Annotated in this window: 25 protein-coding genes; 22 read left to right on the forward strand and 3 right to left on the reverse strand. The window is 59.3% G+C overall.

Annotation, left to right across the window (positions count from 1 at the left end):
* Positions 1-29 precede the first annotated feature (29 nt).
* The 9 genes from leuC to I9H07_RS08585 all read left to right on the forward strand — a co-directional run bounded on the left by leuC (position 30) and on the right by I9H07_RS08585 (position 9,937).
* A complete protein-coding gene (gene leuC / locus I9H07_RS08545) occupies positions 30-1,457 on the forward strand; it encodes a 3-isopropylmalate dehydratase large subunit (RefSeq protein ID WP_024675886.1) in 1,428 nt (475 codons plus the stop codon).
* Complete coding sequence (leuD, locus tag I9H07_RS08550; RefSeq protein ID WP_024675885.1) at positions 1,454-2,095, forward strand: 3-isopropylmalate dehydratase small subunit; 642 nt, start codon at positions 1,454-1,456, stop codon at positions 2,093-2,095. The genes leuC and leuD overlap by 4 nt, the downstream gene beginning before the upstream one ends.
* A 150-nt stretch (positions 2,096-2,245) precedes the next feature.
* Complete coding sequence (gene leuB, locus I9H07_RS08555) at positions 2,246-3,328, forward strand: 3-isopropylmalate dehydrogenase (protein WP_236424845.1); 1,083 nt, start codon at positions 2,246-2,248, stop codon at positions 3,326-3,328.
* Positions 3,329-3,398: 70 nt separating this feature from the next.
* Positions 3,399-4,511, forward strand: a complete 1,113-nt coding sequence (gene asd, locus I9H07_RS08560) for an aspartate-semialdehyde dehydrogenase (RefSeq protein ID WP_024675883.1) — start codon at positions 3,399-3,401, stop codon at positions 4,509-4,511.
* Between the two features lie 180 nt (positions 4,512-4,691).
* Positions 4,692-5,696, forward strand: a complete 1,005-nt coding sequence (locus I9H07_RS08565; RefSeq protein WP_236424843.1) for a 2-dehydro-3-deoxygalactonokinase — start codon at positions 4,692-4,694, stop codon at positions 5,694-5,696.
* Between the two features lies 1 nt (position 5,697).
* Positions 5,698-6,333 (forward strand): 2-dehydro-3-deoxy-6-phosphogalactonate aldolase, encoded by a 636-nt coding sequence (locus I9H07_RS08570; RefSeq protein WP_236424842.1) that lies wholly within the window; start codon positions 5,698-5,700, stop codon positions 6,331-6,333.
* Positions 6,334-6,363: 30 nt separating this feature from the next.
* The gene (gene dgoD, locus I9H07_RS08575; RefSeq protein ID WP_283107551.1) at positions 6,364-7,542 is read left to right on the forward strand and encodes a galactonate dehydratase; all 1,179 of its coding nucleotides are present in this window, start codon (positions 6,364-6,366) and stop codon (positions 7,540-7,542) included.
* Positions 7,543-7,722: 180 nt separating this feature from the next.
* Positions 7,723-9,033, forward strand: a complete 1,311-nt coding sequence (locus I9H07_RS08580; RefSeq protein WP_236424841.1) for an MFS transporter — start codon at positions 7,723-7,725, stop codon at positions 9,031-9,033.
* A 94-nt stretch (positions 9,034-9,127) separates the two neighbouring features.
* Positions 9,128-9,937 carry an IclR family transcriptional regulator gene (locus I9H07_RS08585; RefSeq protein WP_236426143.1) on the forward strand — a complete coding sequence of 270 codons (810 nt, stop codon included), beginning with the start codon at positions 9,128-9,130 and terminating at the stop codon, positions 9,935-9,937.
* Positions 9,938-9,948: 11 nt separating this feature from the next.
* On the opposite strand, the gene I9H07_RS08590 is transcribed toward I9H07_RS08585, so the two are convergent.
* Positions 9,949-11,001, reverse strand: coding sequence for an NAD(P)-dependent alcohol dehydrogenase (locus I9H07_RS08590; protein WP_024645987.1), 1,053 nt, complete (start codon positions 10,999-11,001; stop codon positions 9,949-9,951).
* Positions 11,002-11,181: 180 nt separating this feature from the next.
* On the opposite strand from I9H07_RS08590, the gene I9H07_RS08595 reads away from it, so the two are divergent.
* Entirely contained in the window at positions 11,182-12,075 is an 894-nt protein-coding gene (locus I9H07_RS08595) for an AraC family transcriptional regulator (protein ID WP_236425319.1), read from the forward strand.
* 82 nt (positions 12,076-12,157) lie between these two features.
* On the opposite strand, the gene I9H07_RS08600 is transcribed toward I9H07_RS08595, so the two are convergent.
* On the reverse strand, positions 12,158-13,813 hold the full coding sequence (locus I9H07_RS08600; RefSeq protein ID WP_236425320.1) for an electron transfer flavoprotein-ubiquinone oxidoreductase: 1,656 nt from the start codon (positions 13,811-13,813) through the stop codon (positions 12,158-12,160).
* A gap of 507 nt (positions 13,814-14,320) precedes the next feature.
* Here I9H07_RS08600 and I9H07_RS08605 point away from each other — a divergent pair.
* From I9H07_RS08605 to I9H07_RS08645, 9 genes are all read left to right on the forward strand, one after another.
* Entirely contained in the window at positions 14,321-15,070 is a 750-nt protein-coding gene (locus I9H07_RS08605) for an electron transfer flavoprotein subunit beta/FixA family protein (RefSeq protein WP_024675050.1), read from the forward strand.
* Positions 15,071-16,000, forward strand: coding sequence for an electron transfer flavoprotein subunit alpha/FixB family protein (locus tag I9H07_RS08610; RefSeq protein ID WP_024675051.1), 930 nt, complete (start codon positions 15,071-15,073; stop codon positions 15,998-16,000). It abuts the gene before it with no gap.
* 132 nt (positions 16,001-16,132) lie between these two features.
* Positions 16,133-16,960: a substrate-binding periplasmic protein gene (locus tag I9H07_RS08615; protein ID WP_236425321.1), complete on the forward strand. Its 828-nt coding sequence runs from the start codon at positions 16,133-16,135 to the stop codon at positions 16,958-16,960.
* Positions 16,961-16,971: 11 nt separating this feature from the next.
* Positions 16,972-17,325 (forward strand): DUF4398 domain-containing protein, encoded by a 354-nt coding sequence (locus I9H07_RS08620; RefSeq protein ID WP_024675053.1) that lies wholly within the window; start codon positions 16,972-16,974, stop codon positions 17,323-17,325.
* Positions 17,322-18,137 (forward strand): OmpA family protein, encoded by an 816-nt coding sequence (locus I9H07_RS08625; RefSeq protein WP_024675054.1) that lies wholly within the window; start codon positions 17,322-17,324, stop codon positions 18,135-18,137. The genes I9H07_RS08620 and I9H07_RS08625 overlap by 4 nt, the downstream gene beginning before the upstream one ends.
* A gap of 219 nt (positions 18,138-18,356) precedes the next feature.
* A complete protein-coding gene (locus I9H07_RS08630) occupies positions 18,357-19,796 on the forward strand; it encodes a PLP-dependent aminotransferase family protein (protein WP_024675055.1) in 1,440 nt (479 codons plus the stop codon).
* A gap of 113 nt (positions 19,797-19,909) precedes the next feature.
* A complete protein-coding gene (locus tag I9H07_RS08635; RefSeq protein ID WP_080266677.1) occupies positions 19,910-20,563 on the forward strand; it encodes a translation initiation factor 2 in 654 nt (217 codons plus the stop codon).
* Between the two features lie 95 nt (positions 20,564-20,658).
* Positions 20,659-20,916 (forward strand): YkgJ family cysteine cluster protein, encoded by a 258-nt coding sequence (locus tag I9H07_RS08640; RefSeq protein WP_024675057.1) that lies wholly within the window; start codon positions 20,659-20,661, stop codon positions 20,914-20,916.
* A gap of 55 nt (positions 20,917-20,971) precedes the next feature.
* Positions 20,972-21,577, forward strand: a complete 606-nt coding sequence (locus I9H07_RS08645) for an START domain-containing protein (RefSeq protein WP_024675058.1) — start codon at positions 20,972-20,974, stop codon at positions 21,575-21,577.
* A gap of 59 nt (positions 21,578-21,636) precedes the next feature.
* Here I9H07_RS08645 and gltA read toward each other — a convergent pair whose 3' ends face one another.
* Complete coding sequence (gene gltA, locus I9H07_RS08650) at positions 21,637-22,926, reverse strand: citrate synthase (protein ID WP_024675059.1); 1,290 nt, start codon at positions 22,924-22,926, stop codon at positions 21,637-21,639.
* Positions 22,927-23,290: 364 nt separating this feature from the next.
* On the opposite strand from gltA, the gene sdhC reads away from it, so the two are divergent.
* The 3 genes from sdhC to sdhA are packed head-to-tail and all read left to right on the forward strand — an operon-like array spanning position 23,291 to position 25,803.
* On the forward strand, positions 23,291-23,665 hold the full coding sequence (sdhC, locus tag I9H07_RS08655; protein ID WP_024675060.1) for a succinate dehydrogenase, cytochrome b556 subunit: 375 nt from the start codon (positions 23,291-23,293) through the stop codon (positions 23,663-23,665).
* On the forward strand, positions 23,659-24,027 hold the full coding sequence (gene sdhD / locus I9H07_RS08660; RefSeq protein WP_024646001.1) for a succinate dehydrogenase, hydrophobic membrane anchor protein: 369 nt from the start codon (positions 23,659-23,661) through the stop codon (positions 24,025-24,027). Before sdhC ends, sdhD begins: the two co-directional genes overlap by 7 nt.
* 3 nt (positions 24,028-24,030) lie before the next feature.
* Positions 24,031-25,803 carry a succinate dehydrogenase flavoprotein subunit gene (gene sdhA, locus I9H07_RS08665; RefSeq protein WP_024646002.1) on the forward strand — a complete coding sequence of 591 codons (1,773 nt, stop codon included), beginning with the start codon at positions 24,031-24,033 and terminating at the stop codon, positions 25,801-25,803.

Raw genomic sequence — 25,803 nt, forward strand, 5'->3', positions numbered from 1 at the left:
AGAAACAAGCTGATGAGGAAATACGTCCGATGGCCGGGAAAACGCTCTACGACAAGCTCTGGGATTCACATTTGGTCAAACAGCGCGACGACGGTTCTGCGCTGATCTACATTGACCGTCATATCATCCACGAAGTGACCTCGCCGCAAGCGTTTGAAGGCCTGCGTCTGGCCAGACGCAAGCCGTGGCGGATCGACTCGATCATCGCCACGCCTGACCATAACGTGCCGACCACTCCAGAGCGCAAGGGCGGTATCGATGCCATCGAAGACCAAGTCTCGCGCCTGCAAGTGCAGACCCTCGACGACAACTGCGACGAGTACGGCATCACCGAATTCAAGATGAACGACCCGCGTCAGGGCATCGTCCACGTCATCGGCCCTGAGCAGGGCGCAACCCTGCCGGGCATGAGCGTGGTCTGTGGTGACTCGCACACCTCTACCCACGGCGCCTTTGGCGCACTGGCCCACGGTATCGGCACTTCCGAGGTCGAGCATGTGCTGGCGACCCAGTGCCTGGTGGCCAAGAAGATGAAGAACATGCTGGTGTCGGTCGAAGGCCAGTTGCCGTTCGGCGTGACCGCCAAAGACATCGTGCTGGCGGTGATCGGCAAGATTGGCACCGCAGGCGGTAATGGTTACGCGATCGAGTTCGCTGGCAGCGCGATTCGCGATCTGTCCATCGAAGGGCGCATGACCATCTGCAACATGTCCATCGAGGCAGGCGCCCGGGTCGGCATGGTGGCCACCGACGAGAAGACCGTCGAATACGTAAAAGGCCGTCCGTTCGCACCGAAGGGCGCTGAATGGGACCTTGCTGTCGAAGCCTGGAAGGACCTGGTGTCTGACCCAGACGCCGTGTTCGACACCGTGGTCAGGCTGGATGCCGCGCAGATCAAGCCTCAGGTCAGCTGGGGCACGTCGCCGGAAATGGTGCTGGCGGTCGATCAGAACGTGCCGGACCCTGCGCAGGAACCGGATCTGGTCAAGCGCGGCTCCATTGAGCGCGCCCTGAAGTACATGGGTCTGAAAGCCAATCAGCCGATTACCGATATCCAGCTGGACCGGGTATTCATCGGTTCCTGCACCAACTCGCGGATCGAAGACCTGCGCGCCGCTGCGGACGTTGCCAAAGGTCGCAAGGTGGCTTCAACCATCAAGCAGGCCATCGTGGTGCCGGGTTCGGGCCTGATCAAGGAACAGGCCGAAAAAGAAGGGCTGGACAAGGTGTTCATCGAGGCCGGTTTTGAGTGGCGCGAGCCGGGCTGCTCGATGTGTCTGGCGATGAACCCTGATCGCCTGGGTTCCGGCGAGCATTGCGCGTCCACTTCCAACCGTAACTTTGAAGGCCGTCAGGGTGCCGGTGGCCGAACGCATCTGGTGAGCCCGGCGATGGCCGCTGCCGCAGCGGTCACTGGCCGTTTCATCGATGTTCGCGAATTGAGGAATCCAGCATGAAAGCCTTTACCCAGCACACTGGTCTGGTCGCTCCTCTGGATCGCGCCAACGTCGACACTGACCAGATCATCCCCAAGCAGTTTCTCAAGTCGATCAAACGCACGGGTTTTGGCCCCAACCTGTTTGATGAGTGGCGCTACCTGGACGTAGGCCAGCCTTATCAGGACAATTCGAAACGTCCGCTGAACCATGATTTCGTCCTCAACCATGAGCGTTATCAAGGCGCCAGCGTGCTGCTGGCCCGGGAAAACTTCGGCTGCGGTTCCAGTCGCGAACACGCGCCTTGGGCGCTGGAAGAGTATGGTTTCTGCGCCATCATCGCGTCGAGCTATGCCGACATTTTCTTCAACAACAGTTTCAAGAACGGCCTGCTGCCAATCATTCTGGCCGAAGCCGAGGTCGACGAGCTGTTCCGCCAGGTCGAAGCCAGCCCTGGGTATCAGTTGAGCATCGACTTGCAAGCCCAGACCGTGACCCGGCCTGACGGCAAGGTGCTGAGCTTTGAAATCGACGCCTTCCGCAAGCATTGCCTGCTCAATGGCCTGGACGACATCGGCCTGACCTTGATGGACGCCGACGCGATCGCCAGCTTCGAGAGCAGGCACCGCGCCAGCCAGCCGTGGTTGTTTCGCGACTGACGGCCAGGCAACGGTTACAGTTTCATTCGCGAGCAAGGCGGTCATTCGCCTTGCTCGCAAAGGTATTTTGGCCGGACGATAAATTTTTTGCCGTATTCAGCGTTATTAACAGGCGTTGTCTGAAGCGCCGCTGCACACATCGAGGATGTTATGAGCAAGCAGATTCTGATTCTCCCAGGTGACGGTATTGGTCCGGAAATCATGACCGAAGCGGTCAAGGTGCTGGAACTGGCCAACGAAAAGTATCAACTGGGCTTTGAATTGACCCACGACGTGATTGGCGGCGCAGCCATCGACAAGCATGGTGTGCCGCTGGCCGATGAAACCCTGGACCGTGCCCGTGCAGCCGATGCTGTGCTGCTCGGCGCGGTGGGCGGCCCGAAATGGGACACCATCGAACGTGATATCCGTCCTGAGCGCGGTCTGCTGAAAATCCGTTCGCAACTGGGCCTGTTCGGCAATCTGCGCCCGGCGATTCTTTATCCGCAACTGGCTGATGCGTCGAGCCTCAAGCCGGAAATCGTCGCCGGACTGGATATTCTGATCGTCCGTGAGCTGACCGGTGGCATCTATTTCGGCGCGCCACGCGGCACTCGCGTACTGGATAATGGCGAGCGTCAGGCTTATGACACGCTGCCGTACAGCGAAAGCGAAATCCGTCGTATTGCCAGGGTCGGTTTCGACATGGCCATGGTGCGCGGCAAGAAGCTCTGTTCGGTGGACAAGGCCAACGTACTGGCGTCCAGCCAGCTGTGGCGCGAAATCGTGGAGGAGGTCGCCAAGGATTATCCGCAGGTAGAACTGAGCCACATGTACGTCGATAACGCCGCCATGCAACTGGTGCGCGCGCCCAAGCAGTTCGATGTAATCGTCACCGATAACCTGTTCGGCGACATTCTGTCCGATCAGGCGTCGATGCTCACCGGTTCCATCGGCATGCTGCCTTCTGCCTCGCTGGATACCGCCAACAAGGGCATGTACGAGCCTTGCCACGGTTCGGCACCGGACATTGCCGGCAAAGGCATCGCCAACCCGCTGGCGACCATTCTGTCGGTGTCGATGATGTTGCGTTACAGCTTCAATCTGACCGATGCCGCCGACGCCATCGAACAGGCGGTCAGTCTGGTTCTGGATCAGGGCATCCGTACCGGCGACATCTGGTCCGAGGGCAATGTCAAAGTCGGTACCAAGGAAATGGGCGATGCAGTAGTCGCCGCGCTGCGGAATCTGTAATCTCTCTGGCCCGCCGCCTGCTGTTGACGCGCAGAGCGGCGGTCCCACTTTTATTCAAGGTGTAGTTGCGATGAAACGTGTAGGTCTGATCGGTTGGCGTGGCATGGTCGGTTCCGTGCTCATGCAGCGGATGCGGGAAGAGCAGGACTTCGATCTCATTGAGCCGGTGTTCTTCACTACCTCCAATGTTGGTGGCCAGGCGCCTTCGGTGGGCAAGGATGTTGCGCCGCTGAAAGATGCCTACAGCATCGACGAGCTGAAAACCCTGGACGTGGTGCTGACCTGCCAGGGCGGCGACTACACCAACGAAGTATTCCCCAAGCTGCGTGAAGCGGGCTGGCAGGGCTACTGGATCGACGCGGCCTCCAGCCTGCGCATGCAGGATGACGCCGTTATCGTGCTCGACCCGGTAAACCGCAAGGTCATCGACCAGAAACTGGACGCGGGCACCAAGAACTACATTGGCGGCAACTGCACGGTCAGCCTGATGCTGATGGGCCTGGGCGGTCTGTTCGATGCCGGTCTGGTCGAGTGGATGAACGTCATGACCTATCAGGCGGCCTCCGGTGCCGGCGCGCAGAACATGCGTGAGCTGATCAGGCAGATGGGTGCAGTACACGCCTCGGTAGCTGACGAACTGGCTAACCCGGCCAGCGCCATTCTCGACATCGATCGCAAGGTGGCCGAAGCCATGCGCAGCGAGTCGTTCCCCACCGAGAACTTCGGCGTGCCACTGGCGGGCAGCCTGATCCCGTGGATCGACAAGGCGCTGCCGAATGGCCAGAGCCGTGAAGAGTGGAAAGGTCAGGCCGAGACCAACAAGATCCTCGGCCGCTTCAAGAGCCCGATCCCGGTCGACGGCATCTGCGTGCGCATCGGCGCCATGCGTTGCCACAGCCAGGCGCTGACCATCAAGCTGAACAAGGATGTGCCGATTGCGGACATCGAAGGTTTGATCAGCCAGCACAACCCGTGGGTCAAGCTGGTGCCGAACACTCGTGAAGCCAGCGCACAAGAGCTGACCCCGACCGCAGTGACCGGCACCATGAGTGTGCCGGTGGGCCGTCTGCGCAAGCTGAACATGGGTTCCCAGTACCTGGGCGCGTTCACCGTCGGTGACCAGCTGTTGTGGGGCGCGGCTGAACCGCTGCGGCGCATGCTGAGAATCCTGCTGGAGCGTTGATGCTGCGGTTTTACACGAAACCCGCTGCCTGAAAGGGCAGCGGGTTTTTTATTGGCTGGTGACAGGGATCTACAGATTTATATCCCTATATATGGGATGTAAATTTACATATTGAGATAAACACAACAACAGGTTTATAGTCGTCCTGCACTCACTTCCAATAAAACAACAGGTGAAGCAATGCAGGCGCAATTGATCGCACTCGACTGGGGGACAACCTCCCTTCGTGCTTATCGACTTGGCGACCACGGCCAGGTGCTGGAACAGCGCGCGCTGAGCGCGGGGATCATGCAGCTACCGACCACGCCGCGCCTGATTGCCGGGCAGTTGTGCAGTGACGGTTTTGAACTGGCGTTCGATCAGGCCTGCGGCGACTGGCTCGATGCCGAGCCTGGCCTGCCGGTGATTGCCTGCGGCATGGTCGGCAGCGCGCAGGGCTGGCGCGAGGCGGCTTATCGGGAAACCCCGGCCAGCGTCAACGAACTGAGCGCAGCGCTGCAAACGGTGCGTAGCCTGGGTGGCGTGACCGTACATATCATTCCGGGCGTACTGCAACGCTCGACCCTGCCCAACGTGATGCGTGGCGAAGAAACCCAGGTACTAGGCATACTGGCCGGGCTAGATGCTCAGGTCGATGGCCAGCCGTTGCTGATCGGGCTGCCGGGCAGCCATTCGAAATGGGTGCAGGTGACCCGCGGTCGCATCGTTCATTTTGATACCTTCATGACCGGCGAGGTCTACGCCGCCCTGTGTGCGCACACGATTCTCGGACGCACCATGCAGACCGGCGAGGCATTCGATGACCAGGCGTTTGATCGCGGGCTATCAATGGCCCTGTCACAAGAAGGTGCCGCCGGACCTCTTTCTACTATCTTCAGTACCCGAACGCTCGGCCTGACCGGGCAACTGACTGCGAGCGCGCAGCCTGACTACCTTTCCGGCCTGTTGATCGGCCATGAACTGGGCGCCATTGCCAGGCTGCATCTGCACACCCATGAACAATTGCCTGCGGTGATCCTCATCGGCAGCGAGGCGCTGTGCGCACGTTACGCGCGTGGTCTGGCCGTCTGTGGCTTTCCCAAGGTGACACTGGCCGAACAGGCGACTGAGCGCGGCCTGTGGCAGGTCGCGGTGCAGGCAGGCCTGATCCCACGCCGGTCGTCCCAACACATTCGAGAGGTTTGACATGCTCAAGCAAGCATTGAAGGAAAACGGTCTGGTCGCGATCTTGCGTGGCCTGCGTCCTGAAGAGGCGCCGGCGATAGGCGATGTGCTGTACGAGGCCGGTTTTCGCGTTATCGAGGTGCCACTCAATTCTCCGCAGCCGTACGACAGCATCCGTTTGCTGCGCCAGCAACTGCCCGCCGATTGCCTGATCGGAGCAGGCACGGTGCTGACCCCGGAGCAGGTGACGCACGTCAAGGACGCCGGAGGCCAGGTCATCGTCATGCCGCATAGCGATGCGAAGGTATTGCGCGCTGCCAGGGCGGCCGGGCTGTTTCTGTCGCCGGGCGTAGCAACGCCGACCGAGGCCTTTGCCGCGCTGGCCGAGGGGGCTGATGTGCTCAAGCTGTTTCCGGCCGAGCAGATGTCGCCTGCGGTGGTCAAGGCGTGGCTCGCGGTATTGCCGAAGGGCACGATTCTGCTGCCGGTCGGTGGAATCTCGCCAGACAACATGAAGGTGTTTCTGGACGCAGGCGTGAAAGGCTTTGGCCTGGGCTCCGGGCTGTTCAAACCCGGCATGAGCGCTGCGGATGTCGCCGAACGGGCCAAGGCTTATGTCGCTGCGTGGACGCAACACACCGCAGCGCTTGCAGGCTGATCGGCACCGCTGTTTGACAGCCGCTATCCAATAAGAGAATCAACAAGAGAAACCGCACCCATGAAAATCACCAAACTCACCACGTTCATCGTTCCGCCGCGCTGGTGCTTCCTCAAGGTCGAGACCGACGAAGGGGTTGTCGGCTGGGGCGAGCCGGTGGTCGAAGGCCGCGCGCACACTGTAGCCGCTGCCGTGGAAGAGCTGTCCGATTACCTGATCGGCAAGGACCCGCGCAACATCGAAGACATCTGGACCGTGCTGTATCGCGGCGGCTTTTACCGGGGTGGTGCGATCCACATGAGCGCGCTGGCCGGTATCGATCAGGCGTTGTGGGACATCAAGGGTAAAGCGCTGGGCGTTTCGGTCAGCGACCTGCTCGGCGGTCAGGTGCGAGACAAGATTCGTGTCTACTCGTGGATCGGCGGTGATCGTCCTGCCGACACGGCGCGGGCGGCGAAGGAAGCGGTCGAACGTGGCTTTACAGCGGTGAAGATGAACGGCACCGAAGAGCTGCAATTTCTCGACACCTTCGACAAAGTCGATCTGGCATTGGCCAACGTCGCTGCGGTGCGTGATGCAGTGGGGCCGAATGTCGGCATTGGTGTGGAGTTCCATGGCCGGGTCCACAAGCCGATGGCCAAGGTGCTGATGAAAGAGCTGGACCCGTACAAGCTGATGTTCATCGAAGAACCGGTGCTCAGTGAAAACTACGAGGCGCTGAAAGAACTGGCACCGCTGACCAGCACCCCGATTGCCTTGGGCGAGCGTCTGTTCTCGCGCTGGGACTTCAAGCGTGTGTTGAGCGAAGGCTACGTCGACATCATCCAGCCGGATGCGTCCCACGCAGGCGGCATCACCGAAACCCGCAAGATCGCCAACATGGCCGAAGCCTACGATGTCGCCCTGGCGCTGCATTGCCCGCTGGGACCGATTGCGCTGGCCGCCTGCCTGCAGCTGGATGCGGTGTGCTACAACGCCTTCATTCAGGAACAGAGCCTGGGCATCCACTACAACGAAAGCAACGACCTGCTGGATTACGTCAAGCATCCCGAAGTGTTCGACTACGACAAAGGCATGGTCAAGATCCCCAACGGGCCGGGCCTGGGCATCGAAATCAACGAAGAATACGTCATCGAACGCGCCGCCATCGGCCACCGCTGGCGCAACCCGATCTGGCGCCATGCAGATGGCAGTTTTGCGGAGTGGTAGATCGCCGTAACCATCGTTCCCACGCTCTGCGTGGGAATGCAGTTCTGGACGCTCTGCGTCCGACTTTGAGGGAGCGGCACGGCGCAGATAGGTGACGCAGAGCGTCACGAAATGCATTACCACGCGGAGCGTGGGAACGAGAGCTCGCCAAACAATAAATCCAACAAGAGGCTACATGCCATGCGCACTCGGACTATGGACGGCGCGGCGTCGCTGGTGACGCCGTCCCGCAAGCGTTTCTTCATCATGGTGTTGCTGTTCATCACCGTGGTGATCAACTACCTCGACCGCAGCAACCTGTCCATCGCCGCTCCGGCACTGACCGCCGAGCTGGGCCTTGATACGGTGCATGTCGGGCTGATCTTCTCCGCTTTCGGTTGGACCTACGCCGCCATGCAACTGCCCGGAGGCTGGCTGGTGGATCGTGTGCCGCCGCGCATCCTCTACACCGCAGCATTGCTGCTGTGGTCCATCGCAACCATCATGCTCGGCTTCGCCGCCAGCTTCATCGCGCTGTTCGTCCTGCGCATGGCCGTCGGCGCGCTGGAAGCGCCGGCCTATCCGATCAACAGCCGCGTCGTGACCACCTGGTTTCCCGAACGTGAGCGCGCAACGGCCATTGGCGTCTACACCTCAGGACAGTTCGTCGGTCTGGCATTTCTGACCCCGGTGCTGGCCTGGTTACAGGCGCACTACGGCTGGCACATGGTGTTCGTCGCAACGGGCGGCGTTGGCGTGCTGTGGGCATTGATCTGGTACACGGTATATCGCGAGCCGCGTGACTTCAAAGGCGTCAACCAGCAGGAGATCGACCTGATTCAGGAGGGCGGCGGTCTGGTGGATATCCAGCAGGATGCCGAGAAGCAGAAGCAGGGTTTCAGTTGGCTGGACTTGGGCATCGTGCTCAGCAAACGCAAATTGTGGGGCATCTACCTGGGGCAGTTTTGCCTGAACTCCACGTTGTGGTTCTTCCTGACCTGGTTCCCGACCTACCTGGTTAAATACCGTGGCATGGACTTCATCAAGTCCGGCCTGCTGGCGTCGTTGCCGTTTCTGGCGGCGTTCGTCGGCGTGTTGTGTTCGGGGTTCTTCTCCGACTGGCTGATCCGTCGCGGCCATACAGTGGGCTTCGCCCGCAAGCTGCCGATCATCGCCGGGTTGCTGATTTCAACGTCGATCATCGGCGCCAACTTTGTCGACTCCACGCCGCTGGTCATCACCTTTCTGGCCCTGGCGTTCTTTGGCAACGGTCTGGCGTCGATCACCTGGTCGCTGGTCTCGACCCTGGCCCCGGCGCGCCTGCTGGGCCTGACGGGCGGCACGTTCAACTTCATCGGCAATCTGGCGGCCATTGCCACGCCGATCGTGATCGGCTTTCTGGCATCGGGCGATTCGTTTGCGCCAGCGATTACCTATATCTCGGCGCTGGCCCTGCTGGGTGCGCTGTCCTACATCCTGCTGGTAGGAAAAGTCGAACGTATCGAGCTGTGATAGTCGAGCTCTGAGGTCGACGCGTGCGGACGCTGGCGACGATAATGTCGCCAGCTTTTCGAGCTGCCCCTTTTTATCCAAACCACGGCCTGTCATGCAAAACGACGTACTCCCCTCTGGAAATAGCACCCGCAAAGAGCCGGCACCGAGTGGTACTCAGACCCTGTTACGCGGTCTGGGTGTGGTTCAGGCGGTGGCCAGTGGCGCACGGGACCTGAAAGAGATCGCCCGGCTGATCGGCACCACGCGCAGCACGACTCACCGTCTGGCCAGTTGTCTGGTCGAGGAGCGCTACCTGCGGGTGGTGCCGCAGGTGGGTTATCTGCTCGGGCCAAAACTGATCGAGCTGGGGTTTCAGGCGCGCGAAGAAGTGCCGCTGGCGATACTCGCGCGACCGTATCTGGATCGGCTCTCGGAACTGACCGGCGATACGGTGCATCTGGCGGTTCGGGAAGGCGACGACGTGCTTTATCTGCACAAGAACCCCGGTCGCAATGGGCCGGAGATGCGTTCGCGTGTCGGGCACCGTATGCCGCTGGTGCGGACCGGTATCGGCAAGGCATTGCTGCTGGACAGTGGGGTGTCGGAGTGGCAGCGGCTGTATGAGGTCAGCATGCCGGCGTCGGGCAGGAACCCGCTGTGGCCTGCTCACGAGCAGCAAACCTGGGAGCAGTTGCAGTCGCGAAGGGAAGAGTACGTACAGGGCGGTTATGCGTTTGATCTGGAAGACAACGAACCGTCGATTCGCTGCGTGGCAGCGCCGGTGCGTGATGCCAGCAAACAGATCGTTGCCGGCATCAGTATCGCCAGTACCGTGCCCTATATGCCACTGGAGAAAATGGCCGAGCTGGTTCCGCTGATCAAGGACATCGCAGCGCAACTCTCGGCCGATCTCGGCGGCTGATGGGGGGCGGATCAGGCCTTCAGCGTAGCCATGTCGATCACGAAGCGGTATTTAACGTCACCGGCCAGCATGCGCTCGTAGGCTTCGTTGATGTTGCGGATGTCGAGCATTTCGATGTCGCAGGTGATGTCGTTCTCGGCGCAGAAATCCAGTACTTCCTGGGTTTCGGCAATGCCACCGATCAACGAACCGGCCAGTACGCGACGGCTCATCACCAGATTGGCTGCGTGTACTGGCGGCTCGATCGGCTCGATCAGGCCAACCAGAATGTGCGCGCCGTCGAAACGCAGGGTTTCGAGGTAGGGGTTCAGGTCGTGCTGGACCGGAATGGTGTCGAGCAGGAAGTCGAAGTGCCCGGCAGCGGCTTTCATCTGTTCGGCGTCGGTGGACACGATCACATGATCGGCGCCCTGACGATGAGCTTCCTGAGCCTTGGCTGCGGAGCGGGTGAACAGCGTGACTTCAGCGCCCATCGCCTTGGCGAACTTGATGCCCATGTGGCCCAGACCGCCCATGCCCAGAATCCCGACTTTGTCGCCAGCCTTGACGCCGTAGTGCTTGAGTGGCGAATAGGTGGTGATGCCTGCGCACAGAATCGGCGCAGCGGCGGCCGGATCGAGTTTCTCTGGAACGCGCACGACGAAGTGCTCGGCGACCACGATGCTGTTCGAGTAACCGCCCATGGTGTTGCTGCCGTCCACGCGATCTGGCGTGGCGTAAGTCATGGTCGGGCCTTCCAGGCAATACTGTTCGAGGTCCGATTTGCAGGCCGAACATTCGCGGCAGGAGTCGACCATGCAGCCGACGCCGACCATGTCACCGACTTTGTATTTGGTGGCATTGGCGCCAGTGGCGGTAACACGACCGACGATTTCGTGGCCTGGCATCAGCGGGTAAACCGCAATGCCCCACTCGTTGCGTGCCTGGTGAATGTCGGAGTGGCAGACGCCACAGTAGAGAATTTCGATGGCAACGTCGTCGGCACGCGGAGCGCGACGTTCGAAGGTCATCGGGGCGAGGGGGGCGGTGGCTGACTGAGCGGCGTAACCGATAGCTGTGTACATGTATGACCTCGCAGGGTGTAACGGAATAGAGGCGATCCATTGTCCGGATGTGCGCCCGTCACGGCTATGGTGAATCCTCCGTGTTTCATGCCTATTTCTCCGGCTGGACAATCCGATGTCGGCTGCGAGGCTTAAATCTGCGATGATGCAGCTGTCTATTTCTCTGTCGGCCTGCTTCCCATGACGCTCGCTTTTCCCTCTGATGGCAATGCCGCACTCGTTACCCTGATCAAGCCCCTGGCGGTTCGCCCCGGTTTTGTCGCGACCCATCTGCCTGAGGTGCGTGTTCTGTCTGCCTTTGGTTACGTGGCCAGCAGCCCGCAGATCTACGAGCCAAGCCTGATGATCGTGGTGCAGGGCAGCAAGATCGCCTGCCTGGGGCCGCGTAAGTTCGAATATGGCACCGGGCATTACCTGATTCAGGCGCTTTCGGTACCGTTCAAGTGCGAAACCTTCGCCACGCCCGACAAGCCGCTTTACGGCGTTTCAGTGGCCATCGACCGGGTGTTGCTGGGTGAACTGGTGCAGGCGCTGGGCCCGGCGAGCGTGCAGCAAAGCGAGCTGCAGACGCCGGAATCGATGACCTCGGTAGTGATCGACAATGCGATGCGCGAAAGTGTCGAGCGTCTGCTGCGCTGCCTGCATGATCCGCTGGAGTGTCAGGCAATGGGGCAGTCACGGGTTCGTGACGTGTTGTACAGCGCGCTGCGTGGTCCGCAGTCGGGTGTATTGCGGGCGCTGGTCGAGCAGCAGGGGCAATTCGCGCGAATCGCCTCTGCGGTCACCTACCTGCATGAGCATTATGATCACGCGCTGAACGTCGACACCCTGGCGCGTTGTGCCAACATGAGCACCTCGACCTTTCACGAACACTTCAAACGCAGCACGCTGCTGTCGCCCGTGCAGTACCTCAAACGCCTGCGCCTGCTCAAGGCTCAGCAACTGCTGGTCGCCGAAGGCCTGAACGTGGCGCAGGTCGCACTCAAGGTCGGCTATCAAAGCGCATCGCAGTTCAGTCGTGAATACAAACGCTATTTCGAGCGCAGACCGGGCGAAGAGGGATGTAGGGGTTAGCTGCAAGCTGCAAGCCGCAAGATAAAAGCTTTAGGCTTGCCGCTTGAAGCTTGAAGCTTGAAGCTTATAACTTGTAGCTGCCTCACATATTAGGGTAGGTGGGGCCGCCAGCGCCTTCCGGTGCCACCCAGGTGATGTTCTGCGAAGGGTCCTTGATGTCGCAGGTCTTGCAGTGCACGCAGTTCTGCGCGTTGATCTGGAAGCGTTTCTCGCCATCTTCTTTAGTGATGACTTCGTACACGCCTGCCGGGCAATAGCGCTGGGCCGGTTCATCATACAGCGGCAGGTTCTTGCTGATCGGGATGCTCGGATCGGTCAGCTTCAAGTGGCAAGGCTGCTCCTCTTCGTGGTTGGTGCTGGAGAGGAACACCGAACTGAGCTTGTCGAAGCTGAGCTTGCCATCGGGTTTCGGGTAGTCGATCTTCTTCGAGTCCGCTGCCAGCTTGAGGCAGGCATAGTCAGGCTGGGTGTCGTGCAGCGTGAACGGTAGCTTGCCACCGAAAATGTTCTGATCGATGAAGTTGAATGCGCCGCCCTTGAGTGCGCCGTATTTGTGGATCGCGACGCCAAAGTTGCGGCTCGCGAACAGTTCTTCATGCAGCCAGCTGGCCTTGAAGGCATCGACGTAAGACGTCAGCACGTCGCCACCTTCGTTACCGGCGAACAGCGCGTCGGCCACCGACTCGGCAGCCAGCATGCCGGACTTCATGGCGGTGTGGCTGCCCTTGATCTTGGCGAAGTTCAGGGTGCCCAGATCGCAACCGATCAGCGCGCCGCCAGGGAACACCATTTTCGGCAGCGAATTCAGGCCGCCCTTGGTGATAGCGCGTGCGCCGTAACTGATGCGTTTGCCGCCTTCCAGGTACTGCTTGATGACCGGGTGATGCTTGTAGCGCTGGAATTCATCGAACGGCGAGAGGTACGGGTTGCTGTAGGACAAGTCAACGATCAGACCGACCACCACCTGATTGTTTTCCAGGTGATACAGGAACGAGCCGCCCGGGTTGGCGTCGTCCAGTGGCCAGCCGGCGGTGTGCACCACCAGTCCCTGTTCATGTCTGGCCGGGTCGACTTCCCAGATTTCCTTCAGGCCGATGGCGTAATGCTGCACGTCGGCTTCGTCGTCGAGGTTGAAGCGCTTGAGCAATTGTTTGCCGATATGGCCACGGCAGCCCTCGGCGAACAGTGTGTACCTGGCGCGCAGTTCCATGCCGGGGGTGTACAGGCCTTCTTTCGGATTGCCTTCACGGTCGACACCCAGGTCGCCGGTGACAATCCCGCGCACCACACCGTTTTCATCGAACAGCGCTTCCTGGGCAGCAAAGCCCGGGTAGATTTCCACGCCGAGGTTTTCAGCCTGCTGCGCGAGCCAGCGGCACAGGTTGCCCAGGGAGATGATGTAGTTGCCATGGTTGTGCATGGTTTTGGGAGCAAAAAAGTCCGGGATTTTCTGGGCTTTTTCGGCGTCACGCAGCATATAGATGTCGTCGCGCTTGACGGGTGTGTTGAGCGGAGCGCCCAATTCCTGCCAGTTCGGGAACAGTTCATTCAATGCACGGGGCTCGAACACCGCACCCGAAAGAATGTGAGCGCCCACTTCAGAGCCTTTTTCCACCACGCAGACGCTGATTTCCTTTCCGGCTTCAGCGGCCTTCTGTTTAAGGCGGCAAGCGGCAGAAAGCCCGGAAGGGCCGGCTCCGACGATAACGACGTCGAATTCCATGTATTCGCGTTCCACAGGCTATCTCCTACTCTCAAGGCTCACGGTGTTTTTTATCGGGCGCTACAGGCCGACCTATGGAGGTGTTGGACACCGCCAGTCTTTTAATGGCACGCATTATATCTACACCACTGTGCGGGTCCAATACAAACGTTTGTTTGAATCGGCCGCAGGCCAGATAAATCAAAGACAGGAGACCCACTACTGGCCGATTTGGCGTATTGACCGGAAAAGGCGTTGCGGTCAAGATACGGGCGGTTTTGCGTTTGCCGTAGGCTGAAACGAGGTTCGATGGAATCTCCCAAAAGGCATCAGGCGAACGCGGTGCAGGCAATTGGTCAACGTCGCCCGGCGCATTCTACACATCCTGCCGTTGCTTGACGGGTGGCGTGCGGCTTCCATAGCGCCTTTTCGTACAGGGCCTTTTTAGCGTCTGGCCTGCACCCATACGATTGCTTGTTGAGGACACATATCGATCGCCTGGCGCTGCCGGGCGACTTCTTTTCACCGGAGAGTGAGGAATCCATGAAGGTTCTTGTAGCTGTCAAACGAGTGGTCGACTACAACGTCAAGGTTCGCGTCAAAGCGGACAACTCCGGCGTCGATCTGGCCAACGTCAAAATGTCCATGAACCCTTTCTGTGAAATCGCTGTTGAAGAAGCGGTGCGCTTGAAAGAGAAGGGCGTTGCGACAGAAATCGTGGTTGTCACCATTGGCCCGACCACCGCTCAGGAGCAGTTGCGTACTGCTCTGGCGCTGGGTGCAGATCGTGCCGTGCTGGTCGAGTCCGCCGAAGAACTGACTTCCCTGGCCGTGGCCAAGCTGCTCAAGGCTGTTGTCGACAAGGAGCAGCCACAGCTGGTGATCCTCGGCAAGCAGGCAATCGACAGCGACAACAACCAGACCGGCCAGATGCTCGCCGCGCTGAGCGGTTATCCGCAAGGCACCTTCGCGTCGAAAGTCGAAGTGACCGGCGACAAGGTTGCCGTGACCCGTGAAATCGATGGCGGCCTGCAGACTGTCTCCCTGAGCCTGCCAGCCATCGTGACCACAGATCTGCGTCTGAACGAGCCACGCTACGCTTCGCTGCCCAACATCATGAAAGCCAAGAAGAAGCCGCTCGAAGTGCTGACGCCTGACGCACTGGGCGTTTCCACGGCCTCGACCAACAAGACCGTCAAGGTTGAAGCGCCCGCTGCACGCAGCGCAGGCATCAAGGTCAAGTCGGTGGCTGAACTGGTCGAGAAACTGAAAAACGAAGCGAAGGTAATCTAAATGACGATCCTGGTTATCGCTGAACATGACAACGCGACCGTAGCCCCGGCTACGCTCAATACCGTTGCTGCCGCTCAAAAGATCGGCGGTGATATTCACCTGCTGGTTGCGGGCTCCGGCGTAAGCACCATTGCCGAAGCCGCTGCCAAGATTGCCGGCGTGGCGAAAGTGCTGGTGGCGGATAACGCAGCCTACGCTCATCAACTGCCTGAAAACGTTGCGCCACTGGTGGCCGAGCTGGCTTCCGGCTACAGCCATGTGCTGGCCGCTGCCACTTCCAACGGCAAAAACATTTTGCCTCGTGTGGCTGCGCAACTGGACGTGGATCAGATCTCCGAGATCGTTTCGGTAGAATCGGCTGACACGTTCACTCGCCCGATCTATGCCGGTAACGCGATTGCCACCGTGCAGTCCACGGCTGCGGTCAAGGTCATCACCGTGCGTGCCACCGGCTTCGACCCGGTTGCTGCCGAAGGTGGCTCGGCAACTGTCGAAGCGGTTTCGGCGGTTCACGATGCGGGTAAATCGAGCTTCGTTGGCGAAGAGCTGGCCAAGTCCGACCGTCCAGAACTGACAGCTGCCAAAATCGTCGTTTCCGGCGGTCGCGGCATGCAGAACGGCGACAACTTCAAGCATCTGTACACCCTGGCCGACAAGCTCGGTGCGGCAGTCGGCGCATCCCGCGCTGCGGTCGACGCCGGTTTCGTGCCCAACGACATGCAGGTCGGTCAGACCGGCAAGATTGTTGCGCCACAGCTGTACATTGCGGTCGGTATCTCCGGCGCGATCCAGCATCTGGCGGGCATGAAGGATTCCAAGGTGATTGTCGCGATCAACAAGGATGAAGAAGCGCCGATCTTCCAGGTGGCCGATTACGGCCTGGTAGCGGATCTGTTCGAAGCCATCCCTGAGCTGGAGAAGCTGGTTTAAACCACGTCTGGTTTAAGCAACGCTCTTCCACTATAAAGAGAACCCGTTCCGTCCGGTGTGTGTACCAGCAGCTTGTCTGCGGTACGCTGCCCGGATTGAACGGGTTTTTTATCGATTTCAAAAGGGCTTCTCATGGAGCGCAACAGGCTGCTGACTTCACTTCTGGCGGGCATGCTTGTGCTGCCTTCGCTGACACTCGCCGCAGAAAAATGCGAGCGTCTGATCGTGACGGGCAGCCCGGACGCGCCTCCCTATCTATGGCGTGATCCTCAGGACCCGCGGCACCTGATGGGCGCCAATGCCGACCTGCTGACTCAGGCAGCCGGGGCGTTGGGCATCAAGGTCGAGTTTCTGTATGGCGGCAAGCGCAGCCAGGCGCTTGAAGAGGTGCGTACCGGGCGCATGGACATGCTGGCGGATGCACCGTTGAACGACGCTCAGCTTGAATTCCTCGATTACATTCATCCGCCGATTGTGCAGAACGACATCTTGGTCTGGACCCGTCGCGACCGTGCAGTGCCGTTCAATACGGTGGCCGAGCTGAACGGTCATCCCGGCGCCATATCGGAAAAGACCCGGCTGACACCGCATTTCGAAGCGACGACAAAGCAGCATCTGACGCTGGAGCGCGTCCCGGGGCTGACGCCGGCCTTTCAGAAACTGGCGCTGGGCGAAGTGGACTATGTGCTCGCCGGGCGTTATGCCGGAATGGTCATGGTGCAGACGCTGGGGCTGACTTCAGACCTGATTGCTCAGCCGCTGGCGGTCGATGCGCCGGGTTTTTATCTGGCCTTGTCGTTCAACTCGGCGTGCAACGATCCATGGTTGCGCGGACAGCTGGCGAAAAAGATGACAGAATCTGCGGCCTCCGGCCTTGCGGGTGAAGTCATCAGGCACAATCTGGACGTGTGGAAAGCCCAGTTGTTGCAGCCTGCCAGTGCCAGCGCCTCAAATAAGTAGGAATGTTTTTTGTGAGTATTCGTTTTTCAATTGCCGTCACGGCAATCGCCACGCTGGTCGGCTGCGCCAGCGATCCGGTCCCGACCGAGCAATTCAAGTTGACCGAGCAGGCCCTGCAACAGGCCAAGGCCGTCGGTGCCGCAGACGATCAGCCCGAAATGGAAACGGCGTTGTCCTCCTTTGCTGAGGCGCGTGCGGCAATGGCAGCGCATTCCTACAAGCAAGCGCGCATGAGCGCGGAGCGGGCCGAGCTGGATGCGCGGTTGGCGGAAGCACGAGTACTCACGGTCAAGAGTCAAGAGCAGGTCAATCAGTTGAATACCCGCCTCAATCGCTTGCGCAAGCAGCTGGGAGAGGCGCAATGAACCGTATTTCGCGTGTACTGAGCGTGTGCCTGTTACTGGGTTCGGCCGGGCTGTATGGCTGTGCCGGGCATCAGGACAGTGGGCAGGCCTTGCAACAGGCAAACGCCGATTTCCAGAAGGTCAAGGAAGACACCGACGTGCTGCGCAGCGCGCCGAGGGATGTCATTCGCGCCGGCGAATCCCTGGCCCGTGCCGAGCGCTTGTCCAGTTATCTGGGCAGTGGCGCCGATGTCAGTCATTACGCCTACCTGAGCAGCCGCTACAGCGAGATCGCTCGCGAACACAGCAATTTGCTGCTCAGTCAGGAGCGTCTGGCAAAAATGGACCTGGAGCGTCAACGCATGCAGCTGGCGTTGCGCGAAGCCAAGCTGGCCAGTGCCCAGCAGCAGGGGCGCTGGCTGGAAGACCAGATTCTCAGCCTGGCCACCACTCAGACCGATCGTGGCCTGGTCATGACCCTCGGCGACGTGCTGTTCGACGCCGGGCATGCCGAACTGAAAAACTCCGCCAGTCGGACCATTCTCAAGGTTGTGCAGTTTCTGCAGATCAATCCGCGCCGCGTGGTCAGGATCGAGGGCTACACCGATAGCACCGGTGATCGTCAGGAAAATCTGAATCTGTCGAAGGACCGTGCGCAAGCTGTTGCCGACATGCTGATGGATCTGGGTGTCGACGAAAAACGTATCCAGGTTCAAGGCTACGGCCAGCAGTTTCCGGTTGACGGCAATACCTCCGAGCGTGGGCGAGCGCAGAATCGCCGCGTCGAGATTGTGTTTTCCGATGAAAAAGGTCAGTTAGGCGCCGCTCGGTAACGAAAATCTGTGAAAGAAAGCCCGACACCGGTAACGGTCTCGGGCTTTTTTGGCTTTAAACGCTGTGTATATGGCGTTTATGGCCGCGTTTATTTTCGCGCAACGGCGCCGATCGCTGGCTTGAGCGCAAACTGTTCCCGTACACTTCTGGACTGCACCGGTTATTATCAATCTGTATTTTTAAAAACAATAAATCACCGGTCTTTTCGAGGCTGTGCCATGACCAATCTTTTGCTTTATCAGCGCATTGCTCAGCAACTGGCTGAAGACATTCGTCGGGGCGTCTATCAGCCGGGGGAGCGGGTGCCGTCGGTTCGCAAGATGAGTTCGCAGCTCAGTGTCAGTCATGCCACGGTGTTGCAGGCCTATGCAAATCTCGAGGATCAGGGCCTGATTCGGGCACGTCCGCAGTCGGGTTATTACGTTCATCAGACGCCTGCGCTGACCGCTTCCACGCCAGACATCGCGCGCGTCGAGCGGCCCGGGCTGGTCACGCGCAGCAGTATCATTCAGCAAGTGCTTGAGGAGTCGCGGCGCGACGGTGTATTCGCCCTGGGCGCGGCAGTGCCGCATGTGGATTATCTGCCGGTGCGTGCGCTGCACCAGCAACTTGCCAAGGTCACGCGCTTTCAGAGCCCGCGTGCGTTCAGCTACATGTTCAGCCCCGGTTTCGAGCCGCTGCGCAGGCAGGTTGCGATCCGCATGCGCGACGCAGGCGTGGTGGTCGATCCGTCGGAGGTGGTGATCACGCACGGCTGTGTAGATGCGCTGCAAATGGCCCTGCGAGTGCTCACCCGGCCCGGCGACCTGATCGCTGCTGAATCCCCCGCGTATTACGGTTTGTTGCAGCTGGCCGATCTGCTGGGCCTGAAAGTCATCGAGATTCCCAGTGATCCGGCGACTGGCATCAGCCTGGAGGCTCTGCAACTGGCGGCCAATCAGTGGTCGATCAAAGCGCTGGTGCTGACCTCGCGGCTGAGTAATCCTCTGGGCGGCACCATGCCCGAGGAGCGGCAGAAAAACCTGCTGCGTCTGGTTTCCGATTTCGATATTCAGGTCGTCGAGGACGATGTCTACGGCGAACTGATGTTCGAGGTCGGGCGAACCAAGGCGCTCAAGGCGTTTGACCGGTTGGGGAGGGTGATCTACTGCTCCAGTTTTTCCAAGACGCTGTCGCCGGGGGTGCGCGTTGGGTGGATAATCGCTGGCAAGTACCAGGCCGAGATTCAACGCCTGCAGACGTTCAGCACGCACTCTGCGTGCAGTGTCACGCAAATGGGCATTGCCGCGTACCTTGAAAACGGTGGCTATGATCGGCATCTGCGTTTCATACGCCTGGAATACCGCAAGAATCTGAGCGCCTATCAGCTCGCGGTGCAGCAGTTCTTCCCTGAAGGTACGCAGATGAGTCGCCCGGCGGGTGGCTTTATTCTATGGGTCAGCCTGCCGGGACGGGTCAACACGCAAGAGCTGCATGTCCGCGCGCTGGAGCAGGGCATCAGTATCGCACCGGGCCTGATTTTCAGTAATACCGAGCAGTTCAATCACTGCATACGCCTGAACTGCGGCATGCCGTGGGACAAGGAGGCGGAGCGTGCGTTGATGACGCTGGGGATGCTGGCAAAACAGCTTTGTCACGACACCGTTCCTGTCTACTGAGCGGCGTGCGCTTTTTTGTCAATTATTCGGAACTCTTGCCTTGTCAGCGTGGCCTCAAAAGGACAGCATATGTTTTTTTCCGGCTTTGCCACTGTCTTGTCTGATGCCTGCCTATGAATGCGTTTCGTTGTTTCGGATTGCTGGTTCTTGTTTTACTGAGTGGTTGTGATGCTCAGCAAACGCCTGTGCCCAAGCCAAAGACCGAGGCTGCCGCGCCTGCGCCTGCTTTACCCAAGGCCGCTGTGAAGGATGCAGCGCCTGCGGCGGAGGTTTCCGCGGCCGAGACCGTGCTGCCGAAAGTGCCTGACTCTATGCATGAATTGATGCCGGGTGTTCCCGTGGTGCCTGTGGTGGTCGGCAAAGAGTCGAATGCACCCTCAGCCGTCCAGATCAACAAGGCGCCGGCCTCCAGCGCTGACAAGCCGTCTTCCAAGGCCGCGTCGTCCAAGGCTGCTACGAGCAAGCGCGAGACCGCCGCCAGCAATCGCAAGGCTGCCAAGGAGCCCAAGGCCAAGGATGTGCGGATAAAAGCGCCCAGGCTAGACCTGAGTTTACCGCCCGAGCTGGTCAAGGAACTGGACCCGCCGTCCAAAGTCATTACCAGCAAGCGCAAGCCATTGTTGCCGCAGATGTTTGGTGAGTCGCCCGGCGGCAGTCCTTTCGAGCTCGAAGGCCGATTGCTGACCAATGAAATGCAATTGCAGATGCGCAACGACAATCGTCGCGACGTCGAGGGGGCTGCTCTGGATTTCAAATTCAAGCAGTAAGCCCTGTCTATCGTCCGATACGGCATTTTCAAACGAGCATTTCGACGGTTAATATCCGTCCTCTTTTCTCATTTTTTCAATAAGGGTCTCGCGTCATGGACTGCCGTTCAGAGTGTGGTGCGTGTTGCATCGCGCCTTCCATCACGTCTGCCATACCCGGCATGCCGCATGGAAAGCCCGCAGGAGAACGTTGCCTGCACTTGTCCATCGAATTGCTGTGTGCCTTGTTCGGCAAGCCCGAGCGTCCTGCTGTCTGCAGTCAGTTCAAGGCCGCAGACGATGTCTGCGGTGTCGATCAGGCTGACGCCATCCGCCTGATTGGCTGGTGGGAAAAAGCTACTGCGGTAGCGTGAAACAGCATTTTTAAGCGCAAGCGTTTTGTCGGAACTTCAAATAAGGAATAAAACAATGAGTTCGCTTTATCGCATGGCTGTTGCTTGTGGATTGACGGTAGTGCTTGCCGGGGTGGCGCAGGCGCAAGACTGGAAAGTCGCCAAGGACGAGGACGGTATCAAGGTTTCGTTGAGTGATGTGCCGGGGTCCGATTACAAAGCCTATCGCGGCGTTGCCGTGATCAACGCCAGTGTCGGCAAATTGCGCGCACTGCAAGAGGATGTGGCGGGGGCCTGTGCATGGATTCATGAGTGCAAATTACAGAAAGTACTCAAGCACGAAGGTGACAAGACCTGGACTTACAGCCAGTTCAACACGCCATGGCCCGTGACTCCGCGAGATTCTGTGTTGCTGATTACGACCCAGGAAGGCGCCGATGGCAGTATCACGCGCAATCTCGAAGGACAGCCGAAATACCTGCCTGAAGAAAAAGGCTTTGTGCGTGTCGCTGAGGTCAAGGGGTTCTGGAAGATGGTGCCCAAAGGCCCGAACCAGACTGAGGTGACCTACCAGGTTCACACCGAGCCAGGTGGCAGTGTGCCGTCGATGCTGGCCAACAAGTTTGTCGTCGATGCGCCGTTCAATACGCTAAAGGCGCTCAGGGAGAGGGCCGCGCAGTAATTCCGGGTCGATACGAAAAAGGGCTGCCTATTGGCAGCCCTTTGTTTTTGCGCTAACGCTTACTTGCGATCTTGCAGCGGAACGATGTCGCGCTGTACGTCGCCGGTGTAAAGCTGGCGAGGGCGACCGATCTTGTAAGGGCTGGAGAGCATTTCCTTCCAGTGCGAGATCCAGCCGACAGTCCGCGCCAGGGCGAAGATCACGGTGAACATGCTGGTCGGGATACCGATGGCCTTGAGGATGATGCCCGAGTAGAAGTCGACGTTCGGGTACAGCGAGCGTTCGATGAAGTACGGGTCGGTCAGGGCGATCTCTTCGAGGCGCATGGCCAGTTCGAGTTGTGGATCGTTGTTGATTCCCAGTTCCTTCAGAACTTCGTCGCAGGTCTGCTTCATCACGGTGGCGCGCGGGTCGCGGTTCTTGTAGACGCGATGTCCGAAGCCCATGAGCTTGAACGGATCGTTCTTGTCCTTGGCCTTGGCGATGAATGTATCGATGTTTGACACATCGCCAATTTCGTCGAGCATGGTCAGTACGGCCTCATTGGCACCGCCGTGAGCCGGGCCCCAGAGTGCCGCGATACCGGCAGCGATACAGGCGAACGGGTTGGCGCCCGAAGAGCCTGCCATGCGCACGGTGGACGTCGAGGCGTTCTGCTCGTGGTCGGCGTGGAGAATGAAGATCTTGTCCATCGCCTTGGCCAGCACCGGGCTGATCGGTTTGATCTCGCACGGTGTGTTGAACATCATGTGCAGGAAGTTTTCGGCGTAGCTGAGGTCGTTGCGCGGGTACATCATGGGCTGACCCATGGAGTACTTGTAGACCATCGCTGCCAGGGTCGGCATCTTGGCGACCAGGCGCACGGCAGAAATCTCGCGGTGCTGCGGGTTATTGATGTCCAGCGAGTCGTGATAGAACGCCGACAGGGCCCCGACCACGCCGCACATGACGGCCATCGGGTGGGCATCACGGCGGAAGCCGTTGAAAAAGGTCTTGAGCTGTTCGTGAACCATCGTGTGGTTCTTGACCACGGCAACGAACTGGGCTTTCTGCTCGGCAGTTGGCAGTTCGCCATTGAGCAGCAGGTAGCAGGTTTCCAGATAGTCGGACTGCTCGGCCAGTTGCTCAATCGGGTAGCCGCGGTGAAGCAGGATTCCGTTATCACCATCGATGTAGGTGATCTTCGACTCGCAAGATGCCGTGGACATGAAGCCAGGGTCAAATGTGAAGCGGCCGGTGGCGGTGAGACCGCGTACGTCGATCACGTCCGGACCCACTGTACCCGTCAGAATTGGCAGCTCGACGGGGGCAGCACCCTCGATGATCAACTGCGCTTTTTTCTCAGCCATGTGGCCTCCTATTTATGCTTCAAATCATCAGACAGGCCCCCCACGCAGGGCCCGCATCACTATAGTGAGATAAATTCTAAAGTCAATTTGCCTAAAGTCGTGTTCCACAAGGCTTTGGCAATGCGTTTTTCGATGCCGTTTCCTGCCGTTTACGCCTTTTATCCTGGCAGCGCAATGCGCCATTCGCGGTAAGTCTGCGCGTTGTCATTAGCGCCCTAACTGTCTATACTCGATGTCCGACCGCCAGAGGCTTTTTGGCCTGTTTCAAGGGGGTCGTCACTTCCTGGGTGGTGGGTACCTGACCAGTGCACTTCCCAACAACTTGCCCTGATTGTTAGGGGCTCTTCAAGTGTGAAAAAAAGCCGTGAATAGCCAACGACCTGTAAATCTAGACCTAAGGACCATCAAGCTCCCAGTCACCGCTTACACGTCCATCCTTCACCGCATCTCCGGTGTCATCCTCTTTGTCGGTATTGCAATCATGCTGTATGCAATGGACAAGTCGCTGGCGTCCGAAGAAGGGTTCGGCGAAGTGAAGGCGTGTCTGACCAGCCCGCTGGCCAAGCTGATCGTCTGGGGGCTTCTGTCTGCCCTGCTGTACCACCTGGTGGCCGGTATTCGTCACCTGATCATGGACACTGGGGTAGGCGAGACGCTCGAAGGCGGCAAGCTGGGCTCCAAAATCGTTATCGCGGTTTCCGTGGTACTGATTCTTCTGGCGGGAGTATGGATATGGTAACCAACGTCACGAACCTGTCGCGTTCGGGTCTCTACGACTGGATGGCGCAACGCGTCTCCGCAGTCGTGCTCGCGGCTTATTTCATATTCCTGATCGGATACGTGGTCTTTCATCCGGGTCTGAGTTACGCCCAATGGCATGATCTGTTCGCACACAACGGAATGCGTATCTTCAGTCTGCTGGCACTTGTTGCCCTTGGCGCTCACGCCTGGGTCGGCATGTGGACCATCGCGACCGACTACCTGACGCCGATGGCGCTGGGCAAGTCCGCCACTGCAGTACGTTTCCTGTTCCAGGCGGTATGCGGCGTTCTGATGTTCGCCTACTTCGTCTGGGGCGTGCAGATTCTTTGGGGTATCTGATCCATGGCTAACATTAATGCGCTTTCTTTCGACGCCATCATCATTGGTGGCGGCGGTGCCGGCATGCGCGCTGCGCTGCAGCTGGCTCAAGGTGGTCACAAGACTGCCGTGGTCACCAAGGTCTTCCCGACCCGTTCGCACACTGTATCTGCCCAGGGTGGCATTACCTGCGCAATCGCCTCGGCCGATCCGAACGATGACTGGCGCTGGCACATGTACGATACCGTCAAGGGTTCCGACTACATCGGCGACCAGGACGCTATCGAGTACATGTGTTCCGTAGGCCCGGAAGCGGTCTTCGAGCTCGAGCATATGGGCCTGCCGTTTTCCCGTACCGAGCAGGGCCGCATCTATCAGCGTCCGTTCGGTGGCCAGTCCAAGGACTTCGGTAAAGGCGGTCAGGCTGCACGTACCTGCGCTGCTGCCGACCGTACCGGTCACGCGCTGCTGCACACCCTGTATCAGGCCAACCTCAAGGCTGGCACCGTATTCCTCAACGAATACTACGCAGTGGACCTGGTGAAGAACCAGGATGGCGCCTTTGTCGGCATCATTGCCATCTGCATTGAAACAGGCGAAACCTCCTACATCCGTGCCAACGCTACTGTGCTGGCAACCGGCGGTGCAGGCCGCATCTACTCGTCGACCACCAATGCCCTGATCAACACCGGTGACGGTATCGGCATGGCGCTGCGCGCCGGTGTGCCGGTGCAGGACATCGAGATGTGGCAGTTCCACCCGACCGGCATCGCCGGCGCAGGTGTACTGGTCACCGAAGGCTGCCGCGGTGAAGGCGGTTACCTGATCAATAAGCACGGCGAGCGTTTCATGGAGCGTTATGCTCCGAACGCCAAGGACCTTGCCGGTCGTGACGTGGTTGCGCGTTCCATGGTCAAGGAAATCATCGCCGGTAACGGCTGTGGTCCAGATGGCGACCACGTAATGCTCAAGCTCGATCACCTGGGTGAAGAAGTGTTGCACAGCCGCCTGCCGGGCATCATGGAGCTGTCCAAGACCTTCGCCCACGTCGACCCTGCAACCGCGCCGATTCCGGTTGTTCCAACCTGCCATTACATGATGGGTGGCGTTGCTACCAACATTCATGGCCAGGCTATCACTCAGGATGCGGCTGGCGTTGACCAGATCATCCCGGGCCTGTTCGCGGTAGGTGAAGTGGCGTGCGTATCGGTTCACGGTGCCAACCGTCTGGGCGGCAACTCGTTGCTCGACCTGGTGGTGTTCGGTCGTGCTGCCGGTATCCACCTGGAGCAGGCGCTGCGTGAAGGCGTCGATTATGCCCGCGCTTCCGAGTCTGACATCGATGCTGCTCTCGCACGCCTTGCCGGCCTGAACGAGCGCACCACCGGTGAAGACGTTGCCTCGCTGCGTAAAGAGCTGCAAAGCTGCATGCAGAACTACTTCGGTGTGTTCCGCACTGGCGAATACATGCAGAAGGGTATCGCCCAGCTGGCTGACCTGCGTGGTCGTATCGCCAACGTCAAGATCAACGACAAGAGCCAGGCGTTCAACACTGCCCGTATCGAAGCGCTTGAACTGCAAAACCTGCTGGAAGTTGCCGAAGCCACGGCAATTGCAGCAGAACATCGTAAAGAGTCCCGCGGCGCTCACGCTCGTGAAGACTTTGAAGATCGCGATGACGAGAACTGGTTGTGCCACACCCTGTATTTCCCGGCTGACAAGCGTGTGACCAAGCGTGCCGTGAACTTCTCGCCGAAAACCGTCCCGACTTTTGAACCTAAGATTCGGACTTATTAA

Origin of the sequence: Pseudomonas syringae, assembly GCF_023278085.1 — a bacterium.
Lineage (GTDB): Bacteria > Pseudomonadota > Gammaproteobacteria > Pseudomonadales > Pseudomonadaceae > Aquipseudomonas > Aquipseudomonas syringae_Q.